Origin of the sequence: Longimicrobium sp. (genome assembly GCF_036280135.1) — a bacterium.
Classification (GTDB): domain Bacteria; phylum Gemmatimonadota; class Gemmatimonadetes; order Longimicrobiales; family Longimicrobiaceae; genus Longimicrobium.
In genome coordinates, this window is record NZ_DASURI010000719.1 from 1 (window position 1) to 19,188 (window position 19,188).

Below are 19,188 nucleotides of genomic sequence, written 5' to 3' on the forward strand. Positions count from 1 at the left end.
GACCCCTCCCCCAACTTCGGGGGAGGGGTTGGCGAGCGGGCGAGGTCCGCGCGCGGGGGCAAGTCGAGCACGGAGCCGTAGTTCTCCCCCTCCCCCGCGAAGCGGGGGAGGGGGGTTCGGGGGGAGGGGGCCCTCCGCGCGCGCGAGATCCTCCGCCCATCGGCACGGATCCGGCCTGAACGCCACCGGAGCCGTGCCTCCCGTGATGAACCGTCGTATCCACACAGACCGATCCGCATCGACCGAGCCGAATGAGCCAGCCATCGCCGTCGCCCTTCGCACCGCCGGACGCGCCGCCGCGCGCGGAGTTCCTGCAGCACGTCGCCACGCAGGTGCACCGCCGCGTGGTGGGGCAAGACTACATGGTGGAGCGGCTGCTCATCGGCCTGCTTACGGGCGGGCACGTGCTCATGGAGGGGCTGCCGGGGCTCGCCAAGACGCTGGCCGTGCGCACGCTGGCGGACAGCATCGACGCGTCGTTCGCGCGCGTGCAGTTCACGCCGGACCTGCTGCCGGCGGACGTGGTGGGCACCACCATCTACAACCAGCGCACGGGCGAGTTCGTCCCCCACCGCGGGCCCATCTTTGCCCACATCGTCCTTGCCGACGAGGTGAACCGCGCGCCGGCCAAGGTGCAGGCGGCGCTGCTGGAGGCCATGCAGGAGCGCCAGGTGACCATCGGCGGCGAGACGTACCCCCTGCCGCGCCCGTTCCTCGTCCTCGCCACGCAGAACCCCATCGAGCAGGTGGGGACGTATCCGCTCCCCGAGGCGCAGGTAGACCGCTTCATGCTCAAGGTGCGCGTGGGCTACCCCACGCGGGACGAGGAAAAGGAGATCCTGCGGCGGATGGGCGGCGGGGGTGACGACATCCCTGTGCGCCCCGTGGCCACGCCCGCCGACATCCTCCAGGCCCGCGAGCAGATCGCGGGGCTGTACCTGGACGACCGCATCGCCGACTACATCCTGGACCTGGTCCATGCCACGCGCGAGCCCAAGAAGTACGGCGCGGCGGACCTGGCGCCGCTCATCGAGTACGGCGCGTCGCCGCGGGCCACGCTGGCGCTGGCGGCGTGCTCGCGGGCGCACGCCTACCTGCGCGGCCGCGGCTACGTGGTGCCCGAGGACGTAAAGGCCATCGCCCCCGACGTGCTGCGCCACCGCATCCTCACCAGCTACGAGGCCGAGGCGGAGCAGGTCACGCCGGACGACGTGGTGCGCCGCGTCCTCAAGGCCGTCCGCGTTCCCTGATCCGACGGCCCATGTCGTTCCTTTCGCGCCTGCGCCGCGCGTCCGCTCCCGCCGCCGATCCGGACGCATTGGGAGCGCCCCCGCCGGGACTCGCGGACATCATGCGCCAGGTACGCCGCATCGACCTGCGGACGCGCGGGCTCGTGGCGTCGCAGTTCACGGGCGAGTACCACTCCGTGTTCAAGGGGCAGGGCATCGAGTTCGTGGAGGTGCGCGAGTACGTCCCCGGCGACGACGTGCGGACCATCGACTGGAACGTCAGCGCCCGCACGGGGAGCGCGTTCGTCAAGAAGTACGTGGAGGAGCGCGAGCTCACCGTCCTTCTCGCCGTCGACCTCTCCGCCAGCCAGCGGTGGGGCACGCGGGGGCGCACCAAGAGCGAGATGGTGCCCGAAGTGGCTGCCACGCTGGCGATGTCGGCCGTGCGCAACAATGACCGCGTGGGGCTGCTGGTGTTCACGGACCGCGTGGAGACGTTCGTGCCGCCGCAAAAGGGGCGGCGCCACGCGCTGCGCATCCTGCGCGACCTGCTCGTCTTTCAGCCGGAGGGGCGGGGGACGGATCTGGTCGGCTCCCTGGAGCACGCGCGGCGGGTGCTGCGCTCGCGGTCCATCGTCTTTCTCGTGAGCGACTTCCGGATGCCGGAGGGCGGACGCGCACGGCTGGAGAAAGCGCTGGGCGGTGTGGCGCTGCGGCACGACGTGATCCCCGTGGTCCTGGCGGATCCCGCGGACGCGAAGGTGCCGGACGTGGGCGTGCTGCGTGTGATGGACCCCGAGACGGGGCGCGCCGTCTACGTGGACACGGACGTGGCGTCGGAGCGGTTCACCCAGCAGGCGCAATCGGAGCGGACGGAGCTTCGGCGCTTGTTCCGCAGGCTGGGGATGGACGAGATCGAGCTGCGCACGGACGGCGTGGTGTCCACGTCCGTGCTGTCGTTCTTCCGGCGTCGGGAGCGCCGGCTGCGGCGATGAACGGCGGGTACGTGGGTACGAGGTACGAAGGTACGCGGTACGAAGGTACGACGTGCCGAGGCGGGATCGTGCCCGTCGTTGCCGGCGCCCAGCCGGAGCGAATGAATTCGCCGCTGGAAAGGCACGAAGTCCGCCTGCGCGGACTGCACGGGAGAGATTTTTCCCATCCGCGACACCTGGCGAACGGGCGAGGGGTTCTCCCCTCTCCGCGAGGAACGAGCGGGGAGGGGCCGGGGGAGGGGCGCCCCGCCCGTGCAGGAGCCCGGCAAACCCGCACTGTCTTCGCAGTTGAAGCCTCGCGCAGTTTGCGAGGCTTTCCGCAGTCGTTGCGGCGACTTCAGTCGCTCGGCTCGGCGATGGCGCTCGCGCTGATCGCCCTCCTCCTCGCGATCCCATCCCTCGCATCCGCCCAGCCCGCTCCGTCCGCGCGAGGGGCGGATTCCGTCGTGGTGGTGGGGATGCGGGTGGATCCGGACACGGTGACGGTGGGCGACCGGTTTCGCGCGGCGGTGTTCGTGCGCGTGCCGGCCGGATCCACCGTCTCGCTCGCCGTGCCCAACCCGGCGGACGGCGCGTACCAGGCCGTCGGCGCGGCGCGGGCGTATCCGCCGGATTCGGCCGGGGTGCAGCGCGCCGTCGCCACGATGGTGCTGTGGGTCACCGACCCCGCCGCCAGCGCGCGCGCCGAGGCCCGCGTCACGCTGCCGTCCGGCGCCGCGCGGACCATCGACATCCAGCTCCCGCTTCCCGCCGTCCGCGCCGTGCTGCCGGCGGACTCCGCGCAGCCGCGCCCGCCCAAGGACATCGTCGAGACGCCGCGCCGCGACTGGACGTGGCTCTGGATCGCCGCCGCCGTGCTCGCCGCGCTGGCCCTGCTCGCGTTCTGGCTCTGGCGCCGCCGCCGTCGTCCATCCGCCACACTGCCCGTCGATCCGCGGCAGCATGCGCTGGCGGAGCTGGACCGGCTGCGCGCGTCCGGCCTGCTGGAGGCGGACACGGAGGCGTTCGCGGCCGGGACGAGCGCCATCCTCCGCGACTTCGCCGCCGTCGCGGACCCGCGGCTGGGCGCGGATCTCACGACGTCCGAGCTGCTGGATCGGCTCCTTCGCTCCGGCGCGCGGGGGGAAGACGTCGAGGCGCTGGAGCGCGCGCTCACGGGGGCCGACCTAGCCAAGTTTGCCCGCCGGCCGCCGTCGCCCGCGCGGGCGCTGCAGGACTGGGAGGCCGCGCGGCGGTGGATCGACAGCTTCCAGCGGCCCGCATCCGCCGCACCCGCGCTCGCGGAGGCCGGCGGATGACGATCGGCTTCGCGGCCCCGTGGATGCTGCTCCTTCTGCTGCTCATCCCCGCGTGGATGCGGTGGATGCGGCGCCGTCCGTCCGGCGCGGTGGCGTTCGCCCCGGCGCGTGCCCTGGACGAGGCGGCGCGCGGCCGCGGGCGCTGGGCCGGGCCGATTCCTGACGTCCTGCGCGGGACGAGCTTCGCGCTCCTCGTCCTGGCCCTCGCGGGGCCGCGGACGGGCGCGCGCATCGTGGAAGAGACGTCGGAGGGGATCGCCATCGTCCTCGCCGTGGACGTGTCGCAGTCCATGCTGGCGGAGGACCTGCGCCCGCGGAACCGGCTGGGCGCGGCCAAGCAGACCGTCGCGCGCTTCATCCAGGGCCGCGAGCACGACCGCATCGGCCTCGTGGCGTTCGCGGCGGAGGCCATGACGCGCGTGCCGCTCACCCGCGACTACACCGTGCTGGCCGAGGCCGTCGCGGGGTTGGAGAGCGGCACGCTGGGCGAGGGCACGGCCATCGGCGACGGGCTGGCCGCGTCCGCCGCGCGCCTGCGCCGGGCCGAGGAGCGCTCCAAGGTGGTCGTGCTGATGAGCGACGGCGCCAGCAACCGCGGCGACGTGGACCCCCGACAGGCCGCGCAGGCGGCCGCCGCGCTGGGCATCCGCGTCTACACCATCGCCATGGGGGCGGACACGGTGGCGCGCGTCCCCGTGGCCATCACCCGCGTGGGCGTGCGCTATGCCCTCGCCAAGACGGTGGTGGACGAGAAGCTGCTGGCCGACATCGCCTCCACGACGCGCGGCCGCTACTACCGGGCGCGCGACACGGAGGCACTGCGCCGCATCTACGACGACATCGACCGGCTGGAGCGCACGCCCGTCCGCACGCGCCGCCATCACCGCACGCGCGACTGGTACCTGCCGTTCCTGCTGGCCGGATCGGTGCTACTGATCGCGGAGTGGCTGTTCCGCGCCACGCGCTGGGGGCGGGTTCCGTGAGCGTGCGCTGGGCGGACCCGTTCCTGCTGCACCTGATCCCGCTGCTCCCCGCGCTGGTGGGGATCGGGCTGCTGCTGTGGTGGCGGCGCCGGCGCGAAGTGGGCGCCGCGCTGGGCGACCCCGCGCTCGTCCGCCGGCTGACGGGGACGGACCTGCGCCGCTTTCCTGTCCGCCGCGCGGCCCTGCTGCTGCCCGCGGCGGCGCTGCTGGGCGTGGCGGCGGCCGGCCCGCGCTGGGGCCCGGCGGCCGAGCCGGACGGCACGCGGGGCGACGTGGTGCTGGTGCTGGATGCCAGCAACTCCATGCTGGCCGAGGACGTGCGCCCCAGCCGGCTGGAGGCGGAGCGCGCGGCGGCACGGGCGCTCGTGGACCGCCTGGGCGGTGGGCGCGTGGGGCTCGTGGCGTTCGGCGGCAGCGGCCACGTGCTGTCGCCGCTGACGACGGACGGGGCCGCGCTGCACCTGTACCTGGACGCGCTGTCGCCGGAGATCGTGAACCAGAGCGGCACGTCGCTCTACGCCGCGCTGCGGCAGGCGCTGGGGCTGCTGGGGCCCGAGTCCGCCGGCGGTCCGCCCGGTTCCATCGTGCTCGTGAGTGACGGCGAGGCACTGGACCCGCCGCGGATGGTGCACCTGTCGGTGCAGGATGCCGCGCGGCGCGGCGTGCCCATCCACACGGTCGCCATCGGGACGGCGGCGGGCGCGCCGGTGCCGGACGTCGATCCGCTGTCGGGAAAGCGGATCGGCTACAAGCGCGAGCCCAACGGCCTGGTGGCCACCTCGCGGCTGGACGCGGCCACGCTGCAGCGCATCGCGCGGGAGACGGGCGGCACCTTCACGCGGTCGACGGACGCCGGCGCGATCTCCACGCTGGCCGCCGCGGCCGCGCGCGGCGGCCGCGCCACGCGCGCACGGGGCGAGTCGCTGCCGGACAATCGCTACCGCTGGCCGCTTGCCCTCGCGCTGCTGCTGATCGTGGCGGACGCGCTGGCGGAGCGGGGCAGGGCACGGAGGGAGGGATGATGAGGAGCGAGATCGAGAACGTGGCCGCGGCGCCCCCGCCGGAGCGAATGAATTCGCCGCGGGAAATGCACGAAATCCGCCTGCGCGGATTGTCCGGCACGGGCGAGTGCCACGCCACCGGCACGGTCCGTCGCTGTTCAACCTCCCCCAGGGTTTTTTGGGGGAGGTGCGAGCCTACGCGAGCGGAGGGGGCGCCCGCGCGGAGACTGCCACCCGTGCAGGATGCCATTGTCTTCTCGATTTCTCCTTCCAGCGGGAGCGGCCGATCGATCGCTCTTTCCATCGGGAGCGTCCGATGATCCGTCCGATCGCGATCCTCGGCCTCGCGCTGCTCATCGGCGGCGGGGCGCTGGCGGAGGGCGACCGCGCGTTCCGGCGCGGCGACTACGCGCGCGCGGCGGACGCGTACCGGCGCGCGCTGGCGGACGGCGACTCGTCCGCGACCGTGCGCTACAACCTGGGGACGGCGCTGCTGCGGCTGAACCGGCACGAGGAGGCGCGCCCGCACCTGGAGGCCGCCGCGCGTCTCCGCGGCCGCGCGGACCTGCCCGTCCGCGCGGAGTACAACGCGGGCAACGCGGACCTCGCGCCCGTGGCGGCCGGCCGCGTGCCCCAGGCGCAGCGGCGCGAGCGGCTGCTGCGCGCCATCGGCCACTACCGCCGCGCACTCATGCGGAATCCGGGCGACGCGGACGCCAAGTGGAACCTGGAGCTCGCCCAGCGCCTGCTGCGCCAGCAGGGCGGCGGCGGGGGCGGCGACGAGGACGAGAAGGACTCGCCCCAGGGCGGGGGCGGCGAAGGGCCGCCGTCGCCCGCCAGCCCCCAGCCAAAACCGGGGCAGGCGTCCAGCGGCGGCAACCAGCCCATGACGCCGGAGCGCGCGGAGCGCATCCTGGCCGGCGCCGAGGCGCGCGAGCAGCAGATCCAGCGGCAGCAGCTCAAGCGCGACCAGGCGCGCATCTCCGGCATCCGCGACTGGTAGCGGGCGGAGCACCGATCTTGCTCCGTCTGCCCCGCATGCCGGAAATCGTCCCGTCCAAGCCTGTGATCCGCTGATGCTCCGCGGCCTGTATCACCGTCTCCTGGCCGCGGATCCCGGCCTGCAGCGCACGTACGTCGCCGGCCGCACCACGTTGTCCGTCGCCCTCACGCTCGCGCTCCTCTTTCCGCTCGCCAAGGCTGCCGGCCAGCCGCCGACGGTCGGCCTGCTGGGCGTGTCCGTCGCCATGCCGGCCGCGCTCGCCATCACGGGGCTGACCGCGGGCGAGCAGCTGCGGACGGCGGCGCTGGCGCTGCTCATCGCGGGCGTGTCCGTCACGCTGGGCGCGCTCGTGTCGCCGCATCCCCTGCTGGGCTACGCGGGCTTCGTGGCGGTGATGGCAGCCGCGGCGTGGGCGGGCGGATACGGGCCGCGGTGGCGCGGGCTGGGGATGGTGGGCTTCATGACCTTCTTCTTCGCGCTCTTTACGCAGGCCCACGTGGACCGCCTGCCGTGGCTGCTGATGGCGGTCACGACCGGCATCGGCGTCTCGGCGATCGTCCGCGTGCTGCTTCTGCGCGATTCGCCCCATCGCCGCCTGCGCCGCCTGCTCGTGGCCCTGCGCGCGCGGACGAGGACCCTGGCGCTGCACGCGGCCGATCCGCGCCGCCGCGCCGCCCTCGCGGACCAGGCCGTGCGCGTGGATGAGGCCGTCCTCCCCCTGCACGACCTGCTGCGCGACACGCCGGAGACCGTGCCGGAGCCGCGGCGCTTTCAGCGGCACCTGTTCGCCGTCGTCACGCTCAGCCACCTGCGCGTGCTGCAGGCCACGGAGGGCCGCGACGCGCCGGCCGCCGCGCTGGCCCTGCCGCCCTTCGACCCCGCCGAGCGGATGCGGGGGCACCTGGACGCGCTGGATGCCGTCGTGGACGGCCGGCCGGAGCCGGAGCTTCCCGGCGCGCGCGACGGGTTCGAGGAGGACGCGCCGGAGGGCGAGGGCGGGCTTCCCGCCCTGCCCACGCCGCAGCCCGCCCCGCCGCCGCCCCCCGCGCAGGGCGCCACGCGGACGGCGCTGCAGGTGGCGGTGGCGGGCGCGGCGGCCATCGCCATCGGGCACCTGCTGTCGCCGCACCGCTGGTACTGGGCGGCCATCGCGGCGTACATCGTCTTCGTCAACACCAGCTCGCGCGGCGCCACCCTGCGCCGGGCCGTGGAGCGGACGGTGGGCACGGCGGCCGGCATCGTCGGGGGGATGCTGGCGGGCTACCTGCTGGCGGGGCGCGGCGCGCTGGAGCTGCTCATCATCTTCCCGCTGCTGTTCGTGGGATACTGGATGCTGCAGACGAGCCAGGTGGCCATGGTGGGGATGATCACCATCCTGTTCGCGCTGATGTACGACCTGATGGGGATGCTCACCCTGCATGTGATGCTGCTGCGCCTGGCCGAGACGGCCGTGGGGGCGATGGCGGGCGCCGTGGCCGCGTACTTCATCTTCCCCGAGCGGACGACGAGGACGGTGGACGACGCGTTCGCGGGCTGGTTCGGCGCGGTGGATGGGCTGCTGGACACACTGGCCGCCGCCGCGGGCCGTCCCGCCGGCGCCGACGCGTCCGTGCTGAACGCCGTCCACGGCCTGGACCGCGCCACGGGCGGGCTGCGGACGGCGCTGCTGCCGTTGACGACGGGCGTGCCCGGCCGGCGGTCGCGCGCGCTGCAGCGGCAGATGGTGCTGGCGCTCACGGCGCGCTACTGGATCAACCGTCTCGTGGCGCGCGTCCTGTTCCACACGGCGCCGGTGGACGAGGGGGCGCTGCGGCGGCAGATCCCTGCCGTCCGCGGGCGCATGGCCGCCCTGCGCGAGGGCCGCGACCCCGTCGAGCCGCCGATGTCGGAGGTCGTCACCGAAGGAGCGCCGCTGGCCCGCGCGGACGCCCTCCTGGCCGAGCTGGCCCGCGCCCGCGCGCAACCCGTGTGAACCCTCGCGCCCCGAGGTTGTCATCCTGTACGTCCGGGCGTGTCATCCTGAGGAGCCGCCGCGCAATCCCTGATTTACACGAATTCTCCGGCGGCGACGAAGGATCTTGCCCGCGAAGCGACAAGCCGGCTTCACGGATAGGAGTCAGCCTCACGCTTCGCATGCAAGATCCTTCGGTCGCGCCAAAGTCCTATGCGCATTCATGTTAGGCGCGGCGCTCCCTCAGGATGACGCTCTCGTGGGCGTAGCGGCATCACAGGCCGAAGCGCATCAGCACCATGCAGGCGAGGATCAGGGCCAGGCCGCCCAGGTTGACGGCAGCCGTCCGCCGCAACCACGCCGCCGCGCCCGGCGCGAAACGGTCGCCGTCCCACACGCGGGCGTCCATCTCCTTTCGCATGGACCCGCCGTATCCCATCAAAAAGAACGTCAGCAGGAACGCGGCGGCGAACGTCCACCCGTACGCCGTGCCCACGAGCATCTCCCACGATCGCACGGGTCCCAGCACCGTCCCCCGGACGATCCCCAGCACCAGGACGAGCAGCCCCGCCGGTCCCATGACACGCATGGCCGGCTGCGCCATCGCGTCGCTGACGGCCTTTGCCTCCGCGGCGGGGCGGCGCAGCAGCGCGGGCCAGATGACGAGCGAGGTGAACAGGTGCCCGCCAAACCACACGATCCCGCCCAGCACGTGCAGCCAATGAACGACGATGGTCAGCTCCCGCATGGGCGTCTCCTCGACAGTTTGTGTGCTAAAAGCAAATAATTGATGAAAGCATATACTTGCTCCCGGCCCGAGTCAATCGGTAGCTTGCACGCATGAGCGAGCGACGACAGGCGGAGACGACGAAAGCCGATGCGGACGAGGCGCTTGCGGCCATCGAGCGCGCCTTCGTCCGCATTCGCCGGGGGATGAGCCGGCGCAACCTGGGCGCGCGGATGATGCGCGAGCTGGGCGGCGGCGTGGACCTGTCGCACATGGGCGTGGTGGACGCCGTGGAGGAGGGGCCGGACGCGGGCGGCGGCCCCGTGACGGTGGGGATGGTGGGGGAGCGGATGGGGATCGATCCGTCGCGGGCCAGCCGCGTGGTGGCGTCGGCCCTGGAGGCGGGCTACGTGGAGCGCGTGGCGTCGCAGGCGGACGGCCGCCGCGTGGGCCTGCGCCTGACGGATGCTGGCCGCGCCCTGGCGGAATCCGCCCGCGCCGTGCGCCGCCGCGCCTTTGCCGAGGCCATGGACGGCTGGCCCGACGCGGACCGCCGCGACTTCGCGCGCCTGCTGTCGCGGTTCGTGGGACGGGAGTAGCGAGCGCCGAGGCGAATCGGGGCCGATCCTGACACGCGCGCCCCCGCGCCGAGCGAATGAATTCGCCGCTGGAAGTTCGCGAAGTCCGCCTGCGCGGACTGCCCCAGCACAGGCTGCCGATCTGCACCAGGACGGCCTCCGGTCCGTTGAAGCCTTGTTCGGTGAGCTCCGCGAGCCGAGACGAGGCTTATGGCTGTCCCAGCGGCGGGTTTACCCGCTCAGGCTGGAGGTCGGCCACGCGCCGGGTGCCGCCCCGCCGCGATGCGCCCGCGGTTGCCGGCCATCCCCTCTAACCTGTCCCCCGTAACCGGCGGTTCAAGAAGTTTGTCCCGTCCCGTTGACAGGACCCGCCCCCCGTGGCTAGATTACCCGGCCAAATTGCTGGAAAGCAGGGACCGGCAGGTCCCTCACCTGTATGGCTCGCGCCCCGGCGCGATGCTGCCAGGTCCGCGCGATGCGCGACGGCTGTACCCTGAACGGGGTACGTATGCCGTTGTGTCTTGCAAGGACGGACCTGAGCGAATGCTCCAGGTCCGTTTTGTTTTCGCGGTCCAGACCAACACCCCCGAGAAACCGGAGAGCGGCGTATCAACGAGAAAGTGCGTGTGAACCGGCAGATCAGGATCAGCCCCGTCCGCGTCATCAGCACGGACGGCGAACAGCTGGGGATTCTGCCGATCGAACGGGCGATGGAGATCGCGGAAGAGCAGGGGCTGGACCTCGTCGAGGTCGCGCCCATGGCACGTCCGCCGGTCTGCCGCATCATGGACTATGGCAAGTTCAAGTACGAGGAGCAGCGTCAGGCGCGCGAGGCGCGCAAGAAGCAGCACCACGTGCAGCTGAAGGAAGTCAAGATGCGCCCCGGAATCGAGGATCACGACTTCGACTTCAAGGTGCGCCACGCCAAGAAGTTCCTGGAGGAAGGGAACAAGGTCAAGCTCACCATGATGTTCCGCGGGCGCCAGATGGCGCATCCGGAGTTCGGGCGCAAGGTGCTGGACCGGGTGTTTCAGGAGCTGCAGGACGTCTCCAAGGTGGAGGCGCACCCCATGCTCGAAGGCCGCAGCATGGTGATGGTGCTCGCCCCCACGGCGAAGCCTCCCCAGCAGCAACAGACCAGCCAACCCACCGCCGGTTCGGCGGCGGACGAAAGGTAGAAGTACGATGCCCAAGATGAAGAGCCACCGCGGCTCCGCCAAGCGCTTCAAGGTCACGGCCAAGGGCCGCGTCAAGCGCGGGAGCGCGTTTCACAGCCACATCCTGACCAAGAAGTCGCCCAAGCGTAAGCGGAACCTGCGTGGCACCACCATGCTGGCCAAGGCCGACGAGAAGCGCGTCAAGCGCATGCTGGTTGCCTGAATCTTCCGCCGATCACTTACGACTTTGTAGAAGGGACGGGCTGACATGCCGCGTGTAAGCACCAACGTTGCGCGCCTCAAGCGCAAGAACCAGATCCTTGCCCAGGCCAAGGGCTACTTCGGCCGCCGCAAGAACCTGTACAAGACGGCCAAGGAGGCCGTGGAGCGTGCCCACAAGTACGCCTACCGCGACCGCAAGAACCGCAAGCGCGAGTTCCGCCGTCTGTGGATCATCCGCATCAACGCGGCGGCCCGCATGAACGGCCTTTCGTACTCGCGCCTGATGGACGGCCTGCGCAAGGGCGGCATCGAGATCGACCGCAAGGTGCTGGCGGACATCGCCGTGCGCGATCCCAACGCCTTTGGCGAGATTGCCAGCGTCGCCAAGACGAGCCTGGCTGCCTGAGGTCTGGCAGCTCGGGAGGGTTTTGCGGCGCCGGAGGGTTTGTCCTCCGGCGCCGCTTTCTTTACGGCAGGGAATAGGGAATAGGGAATAGCGGGCAACGGCGATACGTGAGGCCGGTACCGCGCGCCGAAGCCGGCTTTGTGCCCGGGACACGAGATCCTTCGTCGCCGCCATCATCCTCGCACGGGCAGGGGCCGCGCGGCGGCTCCTCGGGATGACGCATCTCGCGGACGGGCGCTGGACACACCGGCGTCGCCTGCGGCCGGGGTAGCCAAACCACGCACGGTTCGCTCAATTGGGGAGCCGTGAAGCACACTATCCTCTACACGCACACAGTGATGGCGGTCGACGAGCTGATCGGGCTGTTGAAAGCGCTGGAGACGGTGGGCGCGAGCGCCATGCGCGCCGCGTCCGGCGCCGAGGCGCTGGAGGCCCTGCGCACCGAGTACCTGGGCCGCAAGGGCCGCATCACGGCCATCCTGCGCCGCCTGGGCGAGCTCTCCGCCGAGGAGAAGCCCGTGGTGGGCGCCGAGGCCAACCGCGTCAAGGCGGCGCTCGACGCGCTGCTCACCGAGCGCGAGACGGCGTTCGCGGGCACGGCGAACGAGGGGCCGCGCGTGGACCTCACGCTGCCGGGCCGCGCCCGCTGGCGGGGCGGGGTGCACCCCGTGACGCTGGTGATCGACGAGATCTGCGACATCTTTCGCGACCTGGGCTTCAGCCGCGTGGCGGGGCCCGAGGTGGAGACGGTCGACTACAACTTCAGCAAGCTCAACACGCCGCTGGACCACCCCGCGGCGGACATGCACGACACGTTCTACCTGCAGGACGGCGTGGTGCTGCGCACGCACACGTCGCCGGCGCAGGCGCACGTGATGGAGCACTTCCAGCCGCCCGTGCGCGTGGTGGTTCCCGGCATGGTGTACCGCCGCGACCCGTACGACGCCAGCCACGCGCCGGCGTTCGCGCAGCTGGAGGGCCTGGCCGTGGACGAGGGGATTACCTTCGCCGACTTCAAGGCCACCATCAGCGAGTTCGTGCGCCGCTTCTTCGGCGCCGACGCCAAGACGCGCTTTCGCCCGTCGTTCTTCCCCTTCACCGAGCCGTCGGCGGAGGTGGACGTGTCGTGCCGCATCTGCGCGGGCGCGGGGTGCAGCGCCTGCAAGCACACGGGGTGGATGGAGATCATGGGAAGCGGGATGGTGCATCCCAACGTCTTCGAGGCCGTGGGCTACGACCCCGAGAAGTACACGGGCTACGCGTTCGGCATGGGCCCGGGCCGCATTGCCCTGCAGCGGTACAAGCTGCCGGACATCCGGCTGCTGTACGAGGGGGACATGCGGTTCCTGGGGCAGTTTGCGTGACGAGGGAATAGGGAATAGGGAATAGGGAATAGCCTGCAACTGCATCGCATTCCGATTTCCGTTCCCATCCCTTGAACCGTGAGAGGCCGAAGCAACGACAACAACCGGGAGCAGGGCAGGGGAGGCCGCGGATCAACGGCCCGCTATTCCCTATTCCCTATTCCCTATTCCCTGCCGTCTTAGATGAACATCTCCTATCGCTGGCTGCAGTCCATGGCCCCGGGGCTGGAGGGCACGCCGCACGAACTGGCGGAGCGGCTGGCCATGCTGGGCGCGCCCGTGGACGAGGTGGTGGACCTGGGCGCCGACATCGGCGACGTCGTCATCGCGCGCGTGGACGAGGTGCGGCAGCACCCCAACGCCGACCGCCTGCGCATCTGCACCGTGGACGCCGGCGGCCCCGACCGCCTGCAGGTGGTCTGCGGCGCGCCCAACGTGCAGGCTGGCGGCCTGTACCCCTTTGCCCCCATCGGCGCCACGCTGCCCGGCGGCGTGGAGATCAAGCGCGCCAAGCTGCGGGGCGAGGAGTCGCAGGGAATGCTGTGCTCCGCCCGCGAGCTCGGTCTCGGACGCGACCACGGCGGGCTGATGACCCTCAACGGCGAGTTCGCGCCCGGCGCCAACTTTCGGCAGGCGCTGGGGCTGGACGACTGGCGCCTGGTGGTGGACGTGACGCCCAACCGCGGCGAGCTGCTGTCGCACCTGGGCGTAGCGCGCGAGCTGGCGCCCCGCGGCGAGGACGGCGTGGAGCTGCCCGCGTTTCCCAGCGACCGCGGCCACGGCTGCCCCGTCAAGCCCGGCCGCCGCGAGGCCGAGGCGCCCGGCATCGAGGTCGCCATCGAGGGCGAGGACGGCTGCGCGCGCTACATGGGCGCCGTCGTCCGCGGCGTGACCGTCTGCCCGTCGCCGGAGTGGCTGGCCACGCGGCTGCGCGCCATCGGCCTGCGGCCCATCAACAACGTGGTGGACGCCACCAACTACGTCCTCCACGAGCTGGGGCAGCCCATCCACGCCTTCGACCTGGCCCTGCTGCGCGGCGGCCGCGTCGTCGTCCGCCGCGCCACGGCCGGCGAGACGCTGACGACGCTGGACGGCGTGGAGCGCGCGCTGCTGGAATCCGACGTCGTCATCGCCGACGGCGAGCGCGCCGTGGCCCTGGCCGGCGTGATGGGCGGGCAGAACAGCGAGGTGAGCGATTCCACCACGGACCTGTTCATCGAGGTCGCCCTCTTCGACGCCCGGGCCGTGCGCAAGTCGGCGCGGCGCCTGGGGCTGAACACGGACGCGTCGCACCGCTTCGAGCGCGGCGTGGACCCCGAGGGGCAGCCCGCGGCCCTGCAGCGCGTCATCCAGCTCATCCTGGCCGTGGCCGGCGGGCAGGCCGAGGGCGCCGTGGACCTGGTGCCGCACCCGTTCGAGCGCCGCGCCATTGGCCTGCGTGAGGAGCGGGCAGAGAAGGTGCTGGGCATCGCCCTCACCCCGGCGGAGATCCGCGACCTCCTGGAGCCCATCGGCTTCGAGGTCAACATCAAGCCCACGCCCATCCGTGTGCTCGTCCCCGGGTTCCGGCCGGACGTGACGGGCGAGATCGACCTGGTGGAGGAGATCGCCCGGCGGCGCGGCTACGGCTCGTTCCCCGAGCAGCTGCTCCCCTTCCGCCCCACGGCCGTGCCGGAGCACCCGGTGATCGCCGTGGAGCGGCGGATGCGCGACCTGTTCGTGCGCTGGGGCTTCCTGGAGTCCGTGACGGCCGCGTTCGCGCCGGAGAGCGCCGGCTCCGTGCCCCTGCTGAACCCGCTGTCGGCGGAGGAAGGATTCCTGCGCGGCACGCTGGCGCCGGGGCTGCTGCGCCGCGTGGAGCACAACCTGGCCCGCGGCGTTCGCGACGTGCGCCTGTTCGAGCTGGGCACCGTCTTCTTTCCCGCGCCGGATGGCGGGCTGCCGCGCGAGGAGCAGCGCGTGGCCGCCGCGTTCACGGGTGCGAGCCGCCCGCCGCACTGGAGCGGCCCCGCGCCGGACTTCGACGCGTGGGACCTCAAGGGCTTGGTGGAGGAGCTGGCGATGGAGTTCCCCGGCAGCCGCGTGGAGGCGTCGGAGGGCCGCTTCGTCATCCGCTCGGCCGAGGGGAACGAGAAGGGGAACGGGCGGATGACGGCGGAGGGCGAGGTGGACGCGCCCGCGTGGGCCGGGCCCGTGTTCGTCATCGAGGCCACGCTCCCCGCGCGTTCCGCCGGCCGGCGCGAGGTGCTGTATCAGCCCATCCCCGTCCATCCCGGCTCGGAGCGCGACCTGGCGCTGCTGGTGCCCGTGACGACGAGCGCGGCGGAGGTGGACGGCACCATCCGCGAGGCGGCGGGCGCGTTGCTGAAGGACGTGTTCCCGTTCGACCTGTACGAGGGCAAGGGCGTGCCGGAGGGGACGCGCAGCGTGGCGTTCCGCCTGCGGTTCCGCGCGCCCGAGCGTACCCTGACGGACGCCGAGGTGGACGGCGCGGTGAGCGGCGTGCTGCGCGCGCTCGAGGAGCGGCATGGCATCCGGCGCCGCTGATCCCCGCGTGACCGAGGCCGAGGAGCTCCCGGCCGGCGAGACCGCCGGCTGGGAGCGGCTGGAGCGCGCCGCCCGTGCCGCCGCGGAGTCCGTGGGCGAGTGGCGGCGGCGCGCGCTGGAGGCGGAGCAGGAGGTGCAGCGCCTGCGAAGCGAGCTGGAGCAGCTGACGTCGCTGGGCCCCCTGCCGTCGGACGAGGCGGGGGACGAGCTGCGCCGCCTGCGCGCCGAGAACGCCGTGCTCACGAGCCGCGCGGCCGAAGCGCGCCAGCGCATCACGGGGATGCTGGCGCGGCTCACGGTGCTGGAGAACCGGCCATGAGCCCGCGCAAGCCGCCCCCGCAGCGCCACACCGTCGCCGTCGAGATCGCCGGCGAGCGCCACGTGCTGCGCAGCGACGTGCCGCCCGAGCGCACCCGCGCCGTGGCCGCGCACGTGGACGAGACCATCCGGTCGCTGCCGTCCTTTCCCACGCTGGAGCCCTTTCGCGCGGCCATCCTGGCGTCGCTTTCGATCACGGACGAGCTCTTTCGCGCGAGGGAGGAGATCGAGCGTCTGAAGGCCGAGATCGGGGCGAGAACGGCGGAGTTCGCGGAGATCCTGGAAGAAGCGGAGGGGTAGGGGGGAAGTCTGCGAACAACTACGGCGCGGGGACGATCAGCCGATCGATCCCGCGCCGTTTTGTTTACGCTGCCGCTCGCTGCCGATCCTGAACGCCCCGTGCGTCATCCGATAAAGGAGTTTGTCGAACCTGCTTTCCGATGGAACCCAGAAAGCGTCATCCTGAGGAGCCGCTGCGCCGGCCTGGACCGGCCACGACCCATAGCGGCGACGAAGGATCTTGCCCGCGAAGCTCTGCGGTTGCCCTCCTGCACGAACGCGTGTCCCGAGTTTCGCACACAAGATCCTTCGGTCGCGCCGAGGTCCTGTGCGCATTGACATTCCGCGCGGCGCTCCCTCAGGATGACGCTCTTGTTGTTATGCGGGTCTGTGGAAGGCTGGCGAGCGCGCGGCCGCTGCTTTCCGGCTGATGTACGCCATCAGCTCATCGGGCCGGCTCAATTGCTGGTGTGTTCATCCACTAATTTGATCAGGGGCTCTGGAAGACAGTCAGAGTCGCCGCCACACGCGGGCCACACCTTGCCACCAACCCGTTACCCTGCGTATGTTTTCCCGTTGCGGCACAACCACGCCGCGGGAAACTGAGCGCGGCTCAGCCAGACGGTGGCAGGTGATGCTCAGCTCTGCCACCGTTTTTCTGTGCACAGGCGTCGCGGGGGCCTTCATCCCGCGCTGAATCTATAGACGTTCCAATGGAAATTCTGCTGATCGCCGTCGCGGCCGTGGTCGCGGGCGCCGTCGGCTTCTTCGCGGGCAAGTCGGTCACGGATTCGCGCACGCAGGCCCGGCTGGTCGCCGCCAAGGCGACCGCCGAGGACGAGCGCGCGCGCATCCTGGCCGCGGCCCAGCAGGACGCCGAGAGCCTGCGCAAGTCCGAGGTGCTCAAGGGCCGCGAGGAAGCCATCAAGGCCCGCGAGGAGTGGGAGCGCGAAGAAGCCAAGCGCCGCGACGAGGTGGACCGCCTGGAGCGCCGCCTGCAGGAGCGCGGCGAGGCCCTGGACCGCAAGTTCCACCTGCTGGATGAAAAGAGCGAGGCGCACGAGCGCCGCGCCGCGCAGCTGGGCGTGCGCGAAAAGCAGGTCGAGGCGCAGTCCGGCGAGCTGCAGGCCCGCATCAACGACGTGCAGCACCGGCTGGAGTCCCTGGCCGGCCTGAACGCCGAGGAGGCGCGCCGCCAGCTCATGCACGACATGGAGGAGCAGGCCAAGGCCGCCGCCGCGCAGCGCATCCGCGAGATCAAGGAAGAAGCCAAGCGCGACGCCGAGCGCGAGGCCAAGAAGATCATCTCCCTGGCCATCCAGCGCATCGCCGCCGACCACACGGCCGAGACCACCGTCTCCGTCGTGGCGCTGCCGTCGGACGAGATGAAGGGCCGCATCATCGGCCGTGAAGGGCGCAACATCCGCGCGTTCGAGCAGGCCACGGGCATCGACGTCATCATCGACGACACGCCCGAGGCCGTCGTCCTCTCCGGATTCGACCCCGTGCGCCGCGAGACGGCCCGCATCGCCCTGGAAAAGCTCGTGAGCGACGGGCGCATCCACCCCGGGCGCATCGAGGAAGTCGTCGGCAAGGCGCGCAAGGAGGTGGAGAACGGCATGCGCGAGGCCGCCGAGGAGATCCTGTACGAGCTGGGCATCCACGGCGTGCACCCCGAGGTGGTCAAGGTGCTGGGGCGCCTGAAGTTCCGCACGTCGTACGGGCAAAACCAGCTGCTGCACGCCAAGGAGGTCGCCATCCTCGCCGGCAACATGGCCGCCGAGATGGGCTTCGACGCCACCATGGCCAAGCGCATGGGCCTGCTGCACGACGTGGGCAAGGGGATGACCCACGAGCACGAGGGCACGCACGTGGAGCTGGGCTACAACCTGGCCAAGAAGTACAACGAGCCCCCGCAGGTGCTCAACGGCATCAAGGCGCACCACGACGAGGAGCCGCACCTGTTCCCCGAGTCGTTCCTGGTGACGGCGGCCGACGCCATCAGCGGGTCGCGGCCGGGCGCGCGGCGCGAGATGTTCGAGACGTACGTCAAGCGCCTGGAGAAGCTGGAGGAGATCGCCACGTCGTTCCCCGGCGTGGAGCGCTGCTTCGCCATCCAGGCCGGCCGCGAGCTGCGCGTGCTCGTGACGCCCGAGGCCGTGAGCGACGAGGAGATGACGCGTCTTTCGGAAGAGACGGCGCGCCGCATCGAGGCCGAGCTGCAGTACCCGGGGCAGATCAAGGTGGTCGTCATCCGCGAAACGCGCGCGGTGGACTTCGCCCGCTGACCCGGCGACGGACGACGAGTGCCATGGGAGCCCGCCGGAGACGATCCCGGCGGGCTTCGGCGTTTCGGCCGCTCCGGGTTATCGTGAGAACCCTCCTCCGCGAGATCGTGGCATCCTGAGGAGCCGCCGCGCGATGCTTGCCTGGGCGAGGTCTGGGGCGGCGACGAAGGATCTTGCCCGCGAAGCGACAGGCCGGCTTTCCAGGCGTGGCACCGGCCTCGTGCACGGGACACAAGATCCTGCGGTCGCGCCCCTGGCTGGATCAACGGGCGAGATCTGCGCGGGCGCTCGCTCAGGAAGTCAAGCTGGGGAACTGGGACGGGATCGATCCGGAAACGCCGTTGTCTTCCTGAGGGGCCCTCGCGAACTCGACCGTGCACGGATGCGTGCGGCCCCGAAGGATCTTCCCGCCTTGGCAAGGATCCAGTCCAGTAGCGAAGTCCCTGCCTCGCGAAGTAGATCCTTCGGTCGCGCCCGTTGTTTGTGAGCGGGCGCGTCCTGCGCGGGCGCTCCCTCAGGAAATCAACACTGATGCGCAGGGTTTATGCGGATTTGGTATGAGACAACTCCTTTCACGGGATACGATTCCGCGGATTCCGGGAATGCTGCGGCGGGAAAAGGCGACTGGACCGCCCCGATGATTCGGATTATGTTCGGGTGGGGTCGCGCGGAGGAAGCCGCGGATGTATTCTGCGGCCGGCAAAACGGGGCGGATGATCCGTCCCGCCGATGGGCCATCCTGCAACCAGGACTGTCGTGCGGATTCTCTTCATCGCGGACGTGATCGGGTCCCCCGGCCGGCGCGTGCTCAAGCAGCTCACGCGGCTGGTGACGAACGACCT

Annotated in this window: 17 protein-coding genes; 16 read left to right on the forward strand and 1 reads right to left on the reverse strand. The window is 71.5% G+C overall.

Going from position 1 to position 19,188, the window contains the following annotated elements; all coding sequences use genetic code 11:
• Positions 1 to 251: 251 nt before the first annotated feature.
• The 7 genes from VFZ20_RS23125 (at position 252) to VFZ20_RS23155 (ending at position 8,481) form a co-directional block, all read left to right on the forward strand.
• Positions 252 to 1,250, forward strand: coding sequence for a MoxR family ATPase (locus VFZ20_RS23125; protein ID WP_329686324.1), 999 nt, complete (start codon positions 252 to 254; stop codon positions 1,248 to 1,250).
• Positions 1,251 to 1,261: 11 nt separating this feature from the next.
• On the forward strand, positions 1,262 to 2,224 hold the full coding sequence (locus VFZ20_RS23130) for a DUF58 domain-containing protein (protein ID WP_329686325.1): 963 nt from the start codon (positions 1,262 to 1,264) through the stop codon (positions 2,222 to 2,224).
• A gap of 356 nt (positions 2,225 to 2,580) precedes the next feature.
• Positions 2,581 to 3,522 (forward strand): DUF4381 family protein, encoded by a 942-nt coding sequence (locus VFZ20_RS23135; protein WP_329686326.1) that lies wholly within the window; start codon positions 2,581 to 2,583, stop codon positions 3,520 to 3,522.
• A complete protein-coding gene (locus VFZ20_RS23140) occupies positions 3,519 to 4,505 on the forward strand; it encodes a VWA domain-containing protein (protein WP_329686327.1) in 987 nt (328 codons plus the stop codon). Before VFZ20_RS23135 ends, VFZ20_RS23140 begins: the two co-directional genes overlap by 4 nt.
• On the forward strand, positions 4,466 to 5,527 hold the full coding sequence (locus VFZ20_RS23145; RefSeq protein ID WP_329686328.1) for a vWA domain-containing protein: 1,062 nt from the start codon (positions 4,466 to 4,468) through the stop codon (positions 5,525 to 5,527). The genes VFZ20_RS23140 and VFZ20_RS23145 overlap by 40 nt, the downstream gene beginning before the upstream one ends.
• Positions 5,528 to 5,822: 295 nt before the next feature.
• Positions 5,823 to 6,509 carry a tetratricopeptide repeat protein gene (locus VFZ20_RS23150; RefSeq protein ID WP_329686329.1) on the forward strand — a complete coding sequence of 229 codons (687 nt, stop codon included), beginning with the start codon at positions 5,823 to 5,825 and terminating at the stop codon, positions 6,507 to 6,509.
• 73 nt (positions 6,510 to 6,582) lie between these two features.
• Positions 6,583 to 8,481, forward strand: a complete 1,899-nt coding sequence (locus VFZ20_RS23155) for an FUSC family protein (RefSeq protein ID WP_329686330.1) — start codon at positions 6,583 to 6,585, stop codon at positions 8,479 to 8,481.
• A gap of 253 nt (positions 8,482 to 8,734) precedes the next feature.
• On the opposite strand, the gene VFZ20_RS23160 is transcribed toward VFZ20_RS23155, so the two are convergent.
• Positions 8,735 to 9,208 carry a hypothetical protein gene (locus VFZ20_RS23160; protein ID WP_329686331.1) on the reverse strand — a complete coding sequence of 158 codons (474 nt, stop codon included), beginning with the start codon at positions 9,206 to 9,208 and terminating at the stop codon, positions 8,735 to 8,737.
• Positions 9,209 to 9,300: 92 nt separating this feature from the next.
• Here VFZ20_RS23160 and VFZ20_RS23165 point away from each other — a divergent pair, with 92 nt between their 5' ends.
• The 9 genes from VFZ20_RS23165 to rny all read left to right on the forward strand — a co-directional run bounded on the left by VFZ20_RS23165 (position 9,301) and on the right by rny (position 18,346).
• Positions 9,301 to 9,786, forward strand: coding sequence for a MarR family winged helix-turn-helix transcriptional regulator (locus tag VFZ20_RS23165; RefSeq protein WP_329686332.1), 486 nt, complete (start codon positions 9,301 to 9,303; stop codon positions 9,784 to 9,786).
• Between the two features lie 605 nt (positions 9,787 to 10,391).
• Positions 10,392 to 10,943, forward strand: a complete 552-nt coding sequence (gene infC / locus VFZ20_RS23170; RefSeq protein WP_329686333.1) for a translation initiation factor IF-3 — start codon at positions 10,392 to 10,394, stop codon at positions 10,941 to 10,943.
• Between the two features lie 7 nt (positions 10,944 to 10,950).
• On the forward strand, positions 10,951 to 11,145 hold the full coding sequence (rpmI, locus tag VFZ20_RS23175; RefSeq protein WP_329686334.1) for a 50S ribosomal protein L35: 195 nt from the start codon (positions 10,951 to 10,953) through the stop codon (positions 11,143 to 11,145).
• A 45-nt stretch (positions 11,146 to 11,190) separates the two neighbouring features.
• Positions 11,191 to 11,550, forward strand: coding sequence for a 50S ribosomal protein L20 (rplT, locus tag VFZ20_RS23180; RefSeq protein ID WP_329686335.1), 360 nt, complete (start codon positions 11,191 to 11,193; stop codon positions 11,548 to 11,550).
• A gap of 338 nt (positions 11,551 to 11,888) precedes the next feature.
• A complete protein-coding gene (pheS, locus tag VFZ20_RS23185; RefSeq protein ID WP_329686336.1) occupies positions 11,889 to 12,914 on the forward strand; it encodes a phenylalanine--tRNA ligase subunit alpha in 1,026 nt (341 codons plus the stop codon).
• A gap of 183 nt (positions 12,915 to 13,097) precedes the next feature.
• Positions 13,098 to 15,461 carry a phenylalanine--tRNA ligase subunit beta gene (gene pheT, locus VFZ20_RS23190; RefSeq protein WP_329686337.1) on the forward strand — a complete coding sequence of 788 codons (2,364 nt, stop codon included), beginning with the start codon at positions 13,098 to 13,100 and terminating at the stop codon, positions 15,459 to 15,461.
• The gene (locus tag VFZ20_RS23195; protein WP_329686338.1) at positions 15,442 to 15,780 is read left to right on the forward strand and encodes a hypothetical protein; all 339 of its coding nucleotides are present in this window, start codon (positions 15,442 to 15,444) and stop codon (positions 15,778 to 15,780) included. The genes pheT and VFZ20_RS23195 overlap by 20 nt, the downstream gene beginning before the upstream one ends.
• Positions 15,777 to 16,079, forward strand: coding sequence for a cell division protein ZapA (locus tag VFZ20_RS23200; protein WP_329686339.1), 303 nt, complete (start codon positions 15,777 to 15,779; stop codon positions 16,077 to 16,079). The genes VFZ20_RS23195 and VFZ20_RS23200 overlap by 4 nt, the downstream gene beginning before the upstream one ends.
• A gap of 692 nt (positions 16,080 to 16,771) precedes the next feature.
• On the forward strand, positions 16,772 to 18,346 hold the full coding sequence (rny, locus tag VFZ20_RS23205; protein WP_329686340.1) for a ribonuclease Y: 1,575 nt from the start codon (positions 16,772 to 16,774) through the stop codon (positions 18,344 to 18,346).
• The last annotated feature ends 842 nt before the right edge of the window (positions 18,347 to 19,188 follow it).